The organism is Paenibacillus sp. LRG-1, assembly GCF_057220305.1.
Genome location: NZ_CM170126.1, coordinates 1,653,383 through 1,665,858, shown reverse-complemented (window position 1 = coordinate 1,665,858; position 12,476 = coordinate 1,653,383). Strand labels below are relative to the sequence as shown.

Genomic DNA, 12,476 nt, shown 5'->3' with positions numbered 1-12,476 from the left:
AGCTAGCTAGTTGACCGGATTGGTCAAGAGGCCTACCAAGCTTGTAACTTCAACTTCACCAACACGGCGCGGGCCTTCCATAAAATATCCCCTCGTTCCTACCTGTATCCGGTGTCGGTGTACCTTTTCCCTCATTTCTCCAAACAAAACCCACATTCTCGCCTGTCCTTCCCGGTGAACCGGACGCTCGGTATCCATGATCAATTGACCATCTCCATCTTCAAACTCAGGATGTATGGCGTAAATTCCCGTCGTCGTGATATCATCGCTCTCATAGGCAAAATCGCAGCGGTACCCCTGAATAGGCAGCTGTTTCCTGCCTCCTTCTTCCGGCGTGTAAAATCGATACTTTATTGTAAAATCGTGCGTATGCTGTCTGCTATTTTCATAGGGGTTCCACATTTCATATCATCCCCTTAGGTCTTTTCCAAAAATATGTACTTCTTTCTAGTGTAATTCAATAGGAAAAGAAATCCAAGACCTATCCGCAATACATTGCTGAATAAGCTTGGATTATATGAGAGTCCTTTATTATAATATATATGACTTCTATACTTGCTGTCCGTTCACCTGAATATCTACGGCTACTTGCTGCCCCATCCAAGCCTGCATGCGATTCCACGAAAAAACCTGCTCCATGTGAAATACACCATATGGAAGTTCTGAACGGTACAGGGCGAGCGCTGCAAAGACGGTTGCCTTAGCGGTTAAATTAGATTGATGGTGCCCCCTCAGCCGACATTCGACCTTCGTCTCCTTGCCATTGAGCGTTCCTCGGGCATCTACCTTGACCGCTACAGCATTCCCTCCTAGATGTATCTTGCCAAAGCTGCGAATTACAGCATCACGCACAGTTTTCTGTCGGAGTAAACCTGATACTCCTATCGTTCGAAGCCCTGCCAGAAGCCGGGTGGTCAAGCGCGAATCGAAGCAAAGGCGTGTGCTAACCGTAGGAACTTTGAGCGTACGAGGAAGTGTCTGCTGATCCGAAAAAGGAAATCGATACGCCCGATGACGACCCACTCCTGCACCAAAGTCTGCTACTATGCCGTCGGTAAAGCTTTTTCGAGTCACAGGGCGTCCCTGTTCTATAACCTCCAAATCGGCATGAATCTGATCTACTGTCCACTCAATGGCAGCCTGACCGTGTCGATCCCCCAAGCCCAGCATCAAAGATATATTCAACTCATCCGTCTGATCCATGAGCTGTGTCGCTTGCAGTGCTAACAAATTGGTCAGCCCCGGAGCTAATCCTACACTTAACAGGGCTGTGGCCTGATAAGCTCGGGCCTCCTGATGACACTGCTCCACCTGACTCAAAAAGTCCGCATTCGCTGTAATATCCATGTAATGCACCCCATGTTGTAGACAGGCACGTACCAAGGTCGTATTATCCTGATCCAGACACATGATCACCATTTTGGCTTGCTCTAATATCGACGGGTCCATCGGCTCATGAATATTTAGCTGCAAGGGCCGTATCTTACCATTCGATTGTCTACTAAATTCAGTGGCCCGCTCCAGACTACGACCTGCGGCAAATACCTTGCCGGGAAACATTTCACTTAACTCCGTGCATATAATTTTTCCAACATGGCCATACCCGCCAATGATGATGATGTTATCCTTTGTCATAAGTCGTCTCTCCCTCTTTAACCGCAAACCATGCATTTACTAAAAAAGCGCCATAATACCTGGTGATGTGGGTAAAGCCTGCCTCTATCAACAGCTCCTGTATTGCCGCATTGGACACCGGGTTTGACTCACGACCGATGGAAGCAGCGAATCGTTCCCAATCCTCGAGTGAAATGCCCTGACTCAGCATATGACCTTTCCATGCCTGCATTTGGATGGAAAAAGAAGGCTCCTGCGGATTCCCATTAATAGAAGCTAGACAAAAAGGTGCACCCGGCTTGAGTCGAGCGGATATCTGGCGTAGCAATGCCTGTTTACTTTCCAAGCTCCGAAGAAAATGAAGCACCAGCAGGCAGGTAGCAGCGTCATAGACCGGTTCTCTGCATGACTCTTCGCCGTGCTTTTCGTGCTGTTCTTCAGGCTGTTCTCCAGACAACTCTTCCAACGTACCTGCAACAAACGATACTTTTGAACTGATGCCCGCATGTGTCACACGCTTACGTGCCAAATCCAGCATGTGCTCAGAGGGATCGACTGCCGTAAAGGACCATGCTTCATGGCGCCCTCCGAGTGTTATCAATTCCTGACCGCCTCCAGCACCGACAATTAGCACATTTGGATCTATATTTCTAGTATGAGCTTGTGCCTCAAGCTGTGCGGTTATCAGACAGTCTGTCATCTCATACAAATGAGCATATCCAGGTATTTTTAAAGCAATCGTATCCGCGTACTTATGCACATTCGGATGATTCCAGCTCATAGGTTGGTTTGAGTCCGTATTTCCAATAGGGGTATGTCTCATATGTGCTTTCCTCCAAACATTTAGCCTTGATCTTCTCAGACCATTCGTTTATTGTAGATTTTATTAAGAATCATTCTCAATTATAAAGACAATACGAATATCCACCATCCCATAAATGTGGGATTTAATAATCGCGCTTGAGAATCTCCAGCTTTCACGATAGGAGTAAATGATGAACGCACACTACACGCAATTTGCACAGCTTAAGGACGCCCGACAGCAAATCATTGATCTGGGGGAAAAAGCACCCTCATCCCTAACGTACAAGCACACCCTAATCGACCGCTTGCGTACTCAGATTGCTTTCGATGCGGCGTGCTGCACCTCAGTAGATCCGCGTACGCTGCTTTCCACGGGGGCATTTACAGAGTCGGGTGTGGAGGACATTCATAACAAACTGCTGGAATACGAATATCTACACGACGATATGATGAAATATGATCAGTTGGTGCGAGAAGGACAGTCTGTAGCGACGCTACATGGGTCTACACAAGGCCAACCGGATCGGAGCACACGATATAGAGATGTTTTGCAACCCGCCGGATTCGGGGACGAGCTACGTGTTCCATTTATGTACAAAGGGAGCTGTTGGGGATTTCTTACGTTGTTCCGTCATCATGGAAAGCCTGTATTCAGCGAGGAAGAGCAACAACTGCTTGAAGCATTAGCGCCGTCCATAGCCTACCATCTGCGTCAGGCCAGTGTCGGTTTATCTCCAGCCCCTGCCATGATCACGGAAAATGAACTTGAGCCAGGGGTTCTAATGCTTTCCGATAAGCTAGAACCGATCTCGTCCAATACAGTAGCAGAGCAGTGGCTACATCTGCTTCGGCAGCAGGAGGGAATCCATGAAGACAGCCTTCCGGCTCCTGTCCGGGCGGTATGCCTGCGAGCGCTATCCACTGCCACTGCACCAGCCCGACTATGTATCCCTTCCGCAGACGCAGGCACCCCATGGGTAACCATCAGAGCCACCCTTCTGCAAGGCGGACAGGAGCATACGGGTCAGAAGCAGCTAGCCGTATGGTTTGAGGCTGCTAAAGCAACTGACATGCTACCGCTTATGACCGAGGTGTACTCATGGTCCGAACGAGAGAGACAAATTGTCCAACTCATTGTTCAGGGCTTTTCGACCAAGGAGCTGGCTAGCGCACTTCATATTACTGCCTACACGGTGCAGGATCATCTGAAAGCGATTTTCTTGAAAACAGATGTAAGCAGCCGTCGTGAGCTAGTATGGAAGGTATATTCTAGATTCAATTAACCTATGTAAAGAAGACAGATGACCCGATTAGGGATCATCTGTCTTTGCATCACTGCTCTATTTGGACGCAAGAGCCTTATTTCTTCGAAGAGGAGTTCGTATCATCGTATGACACTGGTGAGGGCTTCGCAATCCATTCATCAGCCTCAGGCTCGATATCCACGCCATTTTCCAGCTTCGTTTTCTCCATCAAGGAATCTCCGTCCTCGTCCTTCTTGTTGCGGATTTTCGCTTCGTCTTGAGTGTAGTCGCTCATGTTGATTCCTCCTTTTTTAATTTCATCTGATGGTTGTACTTTACTCATAATTACCCATTGCCGTCCTGTACAAACCTCTACACGACCAGATGCCCTTTTTTCTCCGCCGGTCCAATGACCGCCTCAATGCCAGCATTAAACTCCAGAAAGTCGCTTTCTATTCCATCACTGAAAATAACTCCATTTTCCGGCATCTGCGATGCAATCCGTAGCGGTTTTTCGGCTGCTACCTGACCAAACACGAGTTCCGCAGCAGTCGTTCGACTGGGGAATGGTTCTCTCACCGTAAAATAAAGCGATGGCGAACTCCAAGTTGCACGATGATCATGACTCATTCCGTCTGCTGCCTCTTCCTGAGTGAAGGCTACACCGGGCATCAGCTGGCCTGGAGTCAGCGAGATTGGATGCCGTGTAGCACTGCCGACAATTCCGGCCGCTCCAGCCAGCACACTGGTCAGCCAGCCTGTCGCTCCCAATCCGGTTGAAACGATAATGCCGCTGGATGATTGTTGTTCTACTTGATCCTCCAGCCTTAGCTCATATCTCGCGGAGACATGAGTTTTGCGCCCAATGAACAAATCATTTACAGCATACAAGGATTGGCCATCATTTAATTGGGCTTTAGCCAGCGTAACCTCCTTAATTGGCCGTCTGTGCACGAACACATCCGGCACCACCCAGCGCAGGTCGGATACAGTAAACGGCAGCAATACCCCGTCCCAGCGCAATGGATCTGGATTCACACCGATAAGTGGCTGCTCGGTCAAATATTTTAACGTGTTGGCTACCAGCCCATCCTGACCCAACACCACCACTGTATCCTGCTCACCAAAAATAAAGTTCGGCACATGCTCCCGCTCCACAATCTGAACACGACCCAAGGCTGTTAACTCCGACGTTGCCGTTGCCACCGCCCTGCGGTAATTTTCGTCCTCCAGCACATAATCACTGAAATCCGCACCCAACCGTTCCATAAAGAAGCGAGCCTGCTGCACCGTATTGTATCGGACAATCAGTTCCTCCAGTCGCGTTTTACGCTTCACCAAAATGATCTTCTGCTCTGTCATTCGGCTGCTCATCGTGTTCTTCCTCCAGACCCTCTCGATCCTGCTGATCCGCTAGCTCCCGTATCTGACATGAGACCTTGCAGCAGATCCGGCGTAATATTCAGCTGACCGATTTTGCCTGCATTTTCTGCAAGCTCCTGGAATGCAATCGCAATTAGCTTATCCGGGCTCATATCCATGTTGGCCATAGCTTGAAGTACGTTCGGCTCAACATCCTGCAACGATTTCATGACTGCTGTCAGCTCATAGGCCTTGGCATCGGCTTCCGCCTTTTTATTTGTTACAGTCAGCTCAATCAGCTCGCGTTTTTTCTCCTCCAAGGCTGTGTCAAATCGTAGCTGCTCCTCTTTCATCTCGCTTTGCTTTTGCTTCACAGAACGCTCGGCATCGAGTTGAGTTTCGCGGATTTGTTTCTTTTTCGTCTCTACTGCAATCTCAGTGTTCAGCTCGTTTTCCTTCACACGCCGCTCTTGCTCAATAGATGCATTACGACGCTCATACAAAGCATGATCCGCGTTGCGAAGAATCTCTTCTCTCGCTTGAGCCTCCAGCGCTCTCATCGTCTCCTTATTGGGTAGAATCGCCAAAATCGACAGTCCCATAACCTCAATGCCGAGCTTTTCCATTTCCGTATGCTGTGCAATATCCTTCGTCATATTTTGGGCCAGACGTTCACTGGACTGAACAGCTTCTTTGAGCGGGACACGCTCCAAATACTTTTTGGTAAGCACCTTGGCGATGTTAATCACCCGTTGGGCCAGCTTGCTCGGATCATCCGAAATGTAGCGTCGTTCCTTCAAGTCATACGTATAGTTTAAAATCTGCGTCGTTCTCCGATAATCCACAATTCGATAAGTTAGTTGCCCCTGCACCGTCACCGCCTGAAAATCATTCGTCATGTCCTCAAACATGAACGGCGCATCAATGGAAGAGACGGGCACGACAACAACCGAGGTGGTCGGGGCGTAGTAATAAAAAGATAATCCAACACCCTCCCGAACCACCTTCCCGTTTTTCACCTTCATCACATATTCACTGGGCTGAAATTTAACAAAATTAAATCCAAACATAGCCACTTCCTCACTTTCTTTATAGTTTATAATATTTTGTTATTATCATTTTGTTATTAACAATAAAATAACACACATTTTCGATAATATCAATATGACATTTATAAAAAAATAAAGGCCATTTCCCCTCCGATATGCTCGGTTAGAGGAAACAGCCTTATTGAAACACTTTATTTATCATCCACATTCCATTCTCTATAAAATTGCTCCAAGTACATCTCCATCCATTGATGCCGGACCTCCGCCAGCTCTTGAGCATAAGCGGTATTCATTAAATCCTTGAGCTTGAGCAGCTTTTCGTAAAAATGGTATATGGCACTTTTACCTGCGGCACGATACTCATGCTGTGAAAAGTCTTTATCCGGGTGATGCATCATACTGCCTTTTGAGCCAGCATACATAAAGGTTCTTGCAATCCCAATCGCTCCAAGAGCATCCAACCGATCCGCATCCTGCACAACTTGACCTTCCAGCGTTTCCATAGGCGGGTTTTGTCCACCATTGTAGGACATCGTAGCTATAATAGTCATCACGTGCGTGATCACATCTGGATCACTTACATGCAGAAGCAGCCACTGCTCTACTTTATCCAGGCCCGCTTGCTTGGAATCATTTAATTTTTCATCCGCTACATCATGCAGCAGTGCTGCCAGTTCACAAATAAACGAATCTGCACCCTCTTTGGCAGCAATTTTAAGGGACAGCTTTCTCACCCGGTCTATATGAAACCAATCGTGACCACTATGATCATGCTCCAACTGCTGCTGTACAAAGGGCTCCGCCTTTTGAATAATATCTGCCAAAATCGCTTCCTGTTGCTCCGTTCGTCTCTCCATATGTCACCTTTCAATCCCGTCCATACTTTCTATGGTAGGTTCGTTTAATTTTTTAATGCTTGGCCATCTGCTTACTGCGAATCATTGAGAGCGCCTTACGGGCTGCCAGTTTCCCATTCGGGCTTCCGTGCTTCACCACTTCTTTTAATAATTCGGTCGCTGGTTCATATCCATGATGTCCTAAAAGGACACATGCTCGTTCCTGTACATACATATCCTCATCGTCCAAATAGGTAAGCAATGAGTCTAGTTCGCAGATAGGCGTGATCGCCATTAGGCTGTAAAGAAGCTGACATCTCACATCATCATCCACAGGTGAATCCTTTTCTAGCAAGGCTCTTAGTTCATTCATGCAGCGAATATCTTCCGCTAATTGTTCTGTGCTAATGTCCTCGCCGGACGGATAATCCTTACGGAGCTGTTCCCACTCCAGTGCTGGATTTTGCTCCAACTCTGCAATCAGAGAAAACGCACTTCTGTACGCCGGTGACAAATCCGTTTCCTCGTGACTTATATAACACAACTTATATGCTAACGGCCCCTCCACATATATGCCAACATAATTAGAATGGTCATCCGTCCATAGAGGGACGATATGTTTAAATACCTCGATCTGCCCCATCCACTTGATGCCCTCGGCAAGCTCTTGCTCATTCATGAGTTGAAGCTGAACGTTCCGTCCCTCTCGTTCCTTGCTATGTACATGCAAAGCTTCCATCATGTCGTCTGGCAGATGAATTGCTAGCCGTTCAAGTACCTCTTGTAAGCTCATTTTTCACGCTCCTTATCTTCTCTACTCAAAATCTACTATATAAAACCGAAAAGGACAGGCTTTCTTCATTTTATTCTATATGGTGTATGCTATCCAACCTTTAGAACGAGAAGTCAGTAACCTGACAAAAAAAGAACCTCCAAAACCACATGAATTGTAGTCGCGGAAGTTCTTATACATTTTCCCTACCCTATCTCTAATCCTATATAACTTATTTCCGTATTCTTACTCTACGACACCAAGCTCGCGGTTTTTTTCCTTGAATCGGCTGTTATGAGAAGATACATATGCCGCTTTGTCAGCTGCTGGATCAATGTACAGCTTGGCGCTGTTCAGTGCAAGGGCGGCATCTGTGAACGTACCGGCAATTAGATACAGTTTGCTTCCGTATTCGACAAAATCGCCTGCCGCGAAAATACCTGGCAGATTCGTTTCCAGCTTTTCGCTCACTCGGGCATGCCACTCACCCATATCCAGCCCCCAATCCCGAAGCGGGCCGAAGTCGGATTTAAGTCCATGATTTACGATGACAGCATCGACATTCAACACCTGTATTTCGCCCGTATCTACATGACTGATCGTCACCTGTTCAATCGTCTCTCCATTGTTGCTATGTAGCTGACTCACCGCGTATGGTGTGAGGACACGGACCGAGGATGATTTCATACGAGCTACATTTTTCTCATGTCCGCCAAAGTGATCCCGACGATGTACGACGGTCACACTCGCCGCAATAGACTCTAGCTCATTTGCCCAATCCACCGCCGAGTCGCCTCCACCGGAAATCAGGACGTGCTTGCCCCGGAATGGCTCCAGCTCTTGTACAGTATAATGCAGGTTCGTAACCTCATAGCGGTCCGCACCCTCAATCTCCAGCTTAGCCATTTTGAGAATACCATAGCCTACTGCCAGAACGATCGTGCGTGTCCAATGCTGTTCCCCTGTGGCAGAAGTTAGCAGGAACGTGCCATCCTCTTGCCGATCCAAACCAGTGATCTGCTGTCCCAGCACAATGGTAGGCTCGAACGTCCGCGCCTGCTGCTCCAGCTGATCAATCAGCTTTTCACATAAAACCGGGGTAACCCCCCCGACATCCCAAATCATCTTCTCTGGGTATATGCGCATTCGTCCGCCCAGCTCATGCTTGGCTTCGATCAGCTTGGTTTTCATATCTCTCATTCCACTGTAAAATGCGGTATACATACCGGCAGGACCACCGCCGATGATCGTTACATCATATAATTCCAAGGACACTGTCACTCTGCAACTCTCCCTATCATAACGTAATATGTCTGCTCCTATTATAAGTGATAATAATTATCAATATCAATTAAGAAATAAAAACATGACCATTACAGAGGTTTTTGTGACCTTAGAACTACATTTTATAAGTTTATATAGCTACTGCTTCCATTATTCTCGTAGATTATGCAAGGATTGCTGCACTATCGCATGCAATGCTTTTTCATTAAGTCCTGTCTGTACAAATTGAAAACGGTGATCTGCCAATTTCTGAACTCGGTCTATGATCTGCCCCAGATGATAAGCCGTATGCTCCACCACATGGTATACGTCATACATATTTATCGTCCCCGTATGGTCCAATGCTACACAGAAGGATGAAAAAGCTTCTTCTACCTCATCCATCAGTTGTTCCTTGTTTTGCATGGAAGGTATAAAGCTATCCTCCATTCCTTGCTTGTATGTAATCGTCGGATCTACGAGCTTGGCTGCGTTTCTGCACACATGCACCATGATATGGTTGATGATCCCACCAATGCTATTCGTTTCCGTCTCACCTACGCGCCATAGCACCTGTTCATCCAAAAGCACAATGCATGCCCGCAACTTTACCAAATATTGATCGTACATTCTGTGCTTGGATATGATTTTAAACTCATGCATGGAAGAATCCATATATTTATTTCCTCCTTCGTCCTATCAAGTGAATTTCTCAAAAAAATTACTTCCCTCGATCATCCAATACTGTTCAGGTGAAGGTACCTCGTTCAAAAAGTTTTGATATTCCCCTTTCCACCCCGCTGGGACATAGTGTTCAAACGAGGCTGGCTCAGGAAATAGCGAATAGAGAACTTTTTCATCAAAGTTAACATACAGAGCAGGACAGAACTCCAACACTTCATCCTGATGCTGAATAGCACCATCAAGCAACTGGAGCATTGAAGTTAGTTCCCCAGTAGCCACCTTATATTCACAGATGTGATCCAAAAATGCTCCCACTGTGGTTTCATCCAAAATAGGGATACCAAACCGTTCCTCCATCTCGGTATTCAAAAACCAATACTCTCTTTCCGTCACATACCAATTCCATTCCCCTTCAAAGATAACACCAACAATGATGTTTTGCGCATATTCAGGCCATAATTTCATGAGCTTCTCGCGTTCCCCTCTTTCTCACTCACAGTTCGATCCAAAACCGGTTTACACGGTTTCCGTCTTCCTCTATGTAATCCTTGTCCGGCGTTCCGCCATTTTGTATGATTGTTTTTTTGGAGGCGATATTATCGGAGTCGCATACGACCAAGGCTCGGGAAATCCCCAGCTCTTTTGCTTTTTCTAACGCCAAGGCCAGCATTGTAACAGCGTACCTGTTCCCTCGTGCAGAAGGACGGATACCGTAACCGATATGACCTCCGGCATTCATTAGGTGTTCGTTAAGGTCATGCCTGATATTCACTGCTCCCACAACCTGTTCATTCGCATTCACAAGCCAGTATGTTGAGCTTTTGACCCAGCCTTCAGACAGGTTAATTCCATTTTCCTGATTACTTAAAAGCGTCAACATACCTTCAAAATCGTACGGCTCTATAGAGATCACCCAAGGTACCATATGCTCCTGGATCTGTTTCCATTCCTCATAAAATGAAAGATAAGCTTCCTTCCAGTCCTGATCCGGCTGTACCAATCTGACGGTCTGCATCCACTCACGGCCTCCTCTTTAAACGTTCAATTCATCTGCTATTGCTTATATTTCAATATCCATGAATTTTTGCGCCCAATCTGCAAAAGAGAGCTTATTATCCCAAGTGACTCGCTTCATCGCTTTGGCACATCCCCAGTTTAGAATCTGCTGATGCAGCATATGCACCCGGAAACGCTCAGTAAATCCTTCTTTGGCTTCCATCCCTTGTGCGTAAGCAGTAAGAAAACCCTTTGCCAACTCTTCTTCGCCGTTCTCCAGATGTCGTCGTCATCTCTACACACCATAGCTCTTAATCGTTGCTTCCAGGGTTTCATCCGTATCTGCTAGCCAAACGAAACTAACCTCAAACGTTCCCGGCTCGAAAAACAATGGAAATCTCCGCTTAAACCAATCCTGCATCGGCAGATTTAGCGCCTCCTTCATATCCACCCACAGCAATTCTCCCTCAGGGGGATTTTTTAATAGCTCACCTTCAGTGGCTGTAGCCAAATAGTTAAAGACCATATATCTCAGCCCTTGACTTGGGTCACAATATTCGTCGATTCCTTTAAATACAATTTCCGTAACGGTTAAGCCTGTTTCTTCCTTTACTTCACGAATGGCTCCATTCACAATGCTTTCTGGAAACTCTACTTTTCCTCCTGGCGCAATATAACCCGGAAACCCCTTTCGATTTGGTCTATTCATAAGCAATACCTTACTTCCGTCTTGAATCATACACATGGTATATATTTTGTGTGTCACTTCTGTTGTCAATCCGATCATACCTTTCTTTATTCACGATTCACTATAATCTAGCTTTTAACTTTCACACCGACATACTGTGGTTAAATATGGAATTCACCATACTTTAACTCGTTATTTTGTAGAGCGCAATAACTCTAACCATAGACTAGATTAGCGGGGTAACTTGGAGCGATCACAGTCCCTCGTCAAACAACTGTAGGCCTATGATTTCAAAGGCGACACCGTCGCCCGATTTAACGTTGACATCACCATTCATTTCTTCAGAATCCAAAATAAACGTAGTGTCTCCTATTACAATCTCCAGACATTCTATCCCGCCTGCTTCGTCCTGCATCACTTGATGTATCGTTCCTTGAATCCAGTAGTCGCCTAGCTTGGGTTGAGGTCGAAAAATCCCTGTCTCTTCAGTAGACTTCAGCCTTCTGAACCCTTCTATACTGGATTGAGAAGTCTCGACCGAAATGACACAGCCGGGAATCATCTTATTCAAGCTTTGTTCATACGGAACAACATACGCATATCCAGAAGTCAGTTCATGCCAAAAATATGTCCAGTAGCCGTATACTTTTTCCTTGCCAATACTACGAATGATGATATGATGATCTTTATTTATTTCCTTGATCTGTACGCGCATATATAGAGTCCTCAGTAGATACTTTTCTTATAATAATAGTGTTTAAAGCCTCTTGGAGCATCGTCAATGACACCAACGACTTTATAGCCATGCTTTTCATAGAATTCGGGCGCTTGAAAAGTAAAGGTATTAAGTTGTATAAAATTACACCCTTTATCTTTAGCAATTTGTTCGATTTCACCAAGCAGTTGTGAACCGTAGCCCTTTCCTCTGTAGCGCTGATCTACCCACAAAATATCAACCTCCACCCAGTTCCAACATTGTACACTTAGGAGACCGCCTATCACCTGACCATCTTCATCTTTGAGCGTAAGATTAATCTCTTCGTATCGGGTCCGAATATCTGCTGGGACGTGTTTCGCATTAAACTCAATCAACTTGTTTCTGACTAAACGCGCTTCATCTCTACTACTTCGATTCATCTGAGGTTCCAGCGTCATGGCATAAAT

General features: G+C 46.2%; 17 protein-coding genes. 1 reads left to right on the top strand and 16 read right to left on the bottom strand.

The features are described from left to right. Positions 1-6 precede the first annotated feature (6 nt). The 3 genes from ACUUJN_RS07355 to ACUUJN_RS07345 form a co-directional block, all read right to left on the bottom strand. Positions 7-402 carry a hypothetical protein gene (locus tag ACUUJN_RS07355; protein ID WP_023987725.1) on the bottom strand — a complete coding sequence of 132 codons (396 nt, stop codon included), beginning with the start codon at positions 400-402 and terminating at the stop codon, positions 7-9. 147 nt (positions 403-549) lie between these two features. Next, the gene (locus ACUUJN_RS07350) at positions 550-1,635 is read right to left on the bottom strand and encodes a saccharopine dehydrogenase family protein (protein WP_484669466.1); all 1,086 of its coding nucleotides are present in this window, start codon (positions 1,633-1,635) and stop codon (positions 550-552) included. Further along, a complete protein-coding gene (locus ACUUJN_RS07345; protein ID WP_034095001.1) occupies positions 1,622-2,437 on the bottom strand; it encodes a class I SAM-dependent methyltransferase in 816 nt (271 codons plus the stop codon). Before ACUUJN_RS07345 ends, ACUUJN_RS07350 begins: the two co-directional genes overlap by 14 nt. A gap of 172 nt (positions 2,438-2,609) precedes the next feature. On the opposite strand from ACUUJN_RS07345, the gene ACUUJN_RS07340 reads away from it, so the two are divergent. Further along, a complete protein-coding gene (locus tag ACUUJN_RS07340) occupies positions 2,610-3,701 on the top strand; it encodes a LuxR C-terminal-related transcriptional regulator (RefSeq protein ID WP_075153949.1) in 1,092 nt (363 codons plus the stop codon). A gap of 76 nt (positions 3,702-3,777) precedes the next feature. Here the strand turns inward: ACUUJN_RS07340 and ACUUJN_RS07335 are convergent, their stop codons facing one another. The 13 genes from ACUUJN_RS07335 to ACUUJN_RS07275 all read right to left on the bottom strand — a co-directional run bounded on the left by ACUUJN_RS07335 (position 3,778) and on the right by ACUUJN_RS07275 (position 12,467). Then, a complete protein-coding gene (locus tag ACUUJN_RS07335; protein ID WP_023987721.1) occupies positions 3,778-3,957 on the bottom strand; it encodes a hypothetical protein in 180 nt (59 codons plus the stop codon). Positions 3,958-4,034: 77 nt separating this feature from the next. Beyond that, entirely contained in the window at positions 4,035-5,036 is a 1,002-nt protein-coding gene (locus tag ACUUJN_RS07330; RefSeq protein ID WP_023987720.1) for an NAD(+)/NADH kinase, read from the bottom strand. Continuing rightward, positions 5,033-6,094 carry an SPFH domain-containing protein gene (locus ACUUJN_RS07325; RefSeq protein ID WP_013309343.1) on the bottom strand — a complete coding sequence of 354 codons (1,062 nt, stop codon included), beginning with the start codon at positions 6,092-6,094 and terminating at the stop codon, positions 5,033-5,035. Before ACUUJN_RS07325 ends, ACUUJN_RS07330 begins: the two co-directional genes overlap by 4 nt. A gap of 170 nt (positions 6,095-6,264) precedes the next feature. Beyond that, a complete protein-coding gene (locus ACUUJN_RS07320) occupies positions 6,265-6,930 on the bottom strand; it encodes an HD domain-containing protein (RefSeq protein ID WP_023987719.1) in 666 nt (221 codons plus the stop codon). Between the two features lie 52 nt (positions 6,931-6,982). Next, a complete protein-coding gene (locus ACUUJN_RS07315) occupies positions 6,983-7,702 on the bottom strand; it encodes a HEAT repeat domain-containing protein (protein WP_069080696.1) in 720 nt (239 codons plus the stop codon). A 225-nt stretch (positions 7,703-7,927) separates the two neighbouring features. Next, positions 7,928-8,962: an NAD(P)/FAD-dependent oxidoreductase gene (locus tag ACUUJN_RS07310; RefSeq protein ID WP_023987717.1), complete on the bottom strand. Its 1,035-nt coding sequence runs from the start codon at positions 8,960-8,962 to the stop codon at positions 7,928-7,930. Between the two features lie 153 nt (positions 8,963-9,115). Next, the gene (locus tag ACUUJN_RS07305) at positions 9,116-9,619 is read right to left on the bottom strand and encodes a hypothetical protein (RefSeq protein ID WP_069080697.1); all 504 of its coding nucleotides are present in this window, start codon (positions 9,617-9,619) and stop codon (positions 9,116-9,118) included. 24 nt (positions 9,620-9,643) lie between these two features. Further along, complete coding sequence (locus ACUUJN_RS07300; protein WP_023987715.1) at positions 9,644-10,093, bottom strand: hypothetical protein; 450 nt, start codon at positions 10,091-10,093, stop codon at positions 9,644-9,646. 28 nt (positions 10,094-10,121) lie between these two features. Next, positions 10,122-10,643: a GNAT family N-acetyltransferase gene (locus tag ACUUJN_RS07295; RefSeq protein ID WP_279831672.1), complete on the bottom strand. Its 522-nt coding sequence runs from the start codon at positions 10,641-10,643 to the stop codon at positions 10,122-10,124. A gap of 45 nt (positions 10,644-10,688) precedes the next feature. Further along, entirely contained in the window at positions 10,689-10,883 is a 195-nt protein-coding gene (locus ACUUJN_RS07290; RefSeq protein WP_341058136.1) for a hypothetical protein, read from the bottom strand. Between the two features lie 36 nt (positions 10,884-10,919). Beyond that, a complete protein-coding gene (locus ACUUJN_RS07285) occupies positions 10,920-11,411 on the bottom strand; it encodes an 8-oxo-dGTP diphosphatase (protein ID WP_028542993.1) in 492 nt (163 codons plus the stop codon). Positions 11,412-11,565: 154 nt separating this feature from the next. Continuing rightward, a complete protein-coding gene (locus ACUUJN_RS07280; RefSeq protein WP_484669465.1) occupies positions 11,566-12,027 on the bottom strand; it encodes a hypothetical protein in 462 nt (153 codons plus the stop codon). Positions 12,028-12,038: 11 nt separating this feature from the next. Continuing rightward, positions 12,039-12,467, bottom strand: coding sequence for a GNAT family N-acetyltransferase (locus ACUUJN_RS07275; RefSeq protein ID WP_484669464.1), 429 nt, complete (start codon positions 12,465-12,467; stop codon positions 12,039-12,041). Positions 12,468-12,476: the final 9 nt, after the last annotated feature.

Excerpts from the sequence above, each read along its gene's own strand:
- ACUUJN_RS07355 (WP_023987725.1), bottom strand. The coding sequence starts at position 402 with ATGTGGAACCCCTATGAAAATAGCAGACAGCATACGCACGATTTTACA.
- ACUUJN_RS07350 (WP_484669466.1), bottom strand. The coding sequence starts at position 1,635 with ATGACAAAGGATAACATCATCATCATTGGCGGGTATGGCCATGTTGGA.
- ACUUJN_RS07345 (WP_034095001.1), bottom strand. The coding sequence starts at position 2,437 with ATGAGACATACCCCTATTGGAAATACGGACTCAAACCAACCTATGAGC.
- ACUUJN_RS07340 (WP_075153949.1), top strand. The coding sequence starts at position 2,610 with ATGAACGCACACTACACGCAATTTGCACAGCTTAAGGACGCCCGACAG.
- ACUUJN_RS07335 (WP_023987721.1), bottom strand. The coding sequence starts at position 3,957 with ATGAGCGACTACACTCAAGACGAAGCGAAAATCCGCAACAAGAAGGAC.
- ACUUJN_RS07330 (WP_023987720.1), bottom strand. The coding sequence starts at position 5,036 with ATGAGCAGCCGAATGACAGAGCAGAAGATCATTTTGGTGAAGCGTAAA.
- ACUUJN_RS07325 (WP_013309343.1), bottom strand. The coding sequence starts at position 6,094 with ATGTTTGGATTTAATTTTGTTAAATTTCAGCCCAGTGAATATGTGATG.
- ACUUJN_RS07320 (WP_023987719.1), bottom strand. The coding sequence starts at position 6,930 with ATGGAGAGACGAACGGAGCAACAGGAAGCGATTTTGGCAGATATTATT.
- ACUUJN_RS07315 (WP_069080696.1), bottom strand. The coding sequence starts at position 7,702 with ATGAGCTTACAAGAGGTACTTGAACGGCTAGCAATTCATCTGCCAGAC.
- ACUUJN_RS07305 (WP_069080697.1), bottom strand. The coding sequence starts at position 9,619 with ATGGATTCTTCCATGCATGAGTTTAAAATCATATCCAAGCACAGAATG.
- ACUUJN_RS07300 (WP_023987715.1), bottom strand. The coding sequence starts at position 10,093 with ATGAAATTATGGCCTGAATATGCGCAAAACATCATTGTTGGTGTTATC.
- ACUUJN_RS07295 (WP_279831672.1), bottom strand. The coding sequence starts at position 10,643 with ATGCAGACCGTCAGATTGGTACAGCCGGATCAGGACTGGAAGGAAGCT.
- ACUUJN_RS07285 (WP_028542993.1), bottom strand. The coding sequence starts at position 11,411 with ATGATCGGATTGACAACAGAAGTGACACACAAAATATATACCATGTGT.
- ACUUJN_RS07280 (WP_484669465.1), bottom strand. The coding sequence starts at position 12,027 with ATGCGCGTACAGATCAAGGAAATAAATAAAGATCATCATATCATCATT.
- ACUUJN_RS07275 (WP_484669464.1), bottom strand. The coding sequence starts at position 12,467 with ATGACGCTGGAACCTCAGATGAATCGAAGTAGTAGAGATGAAGCGCGT.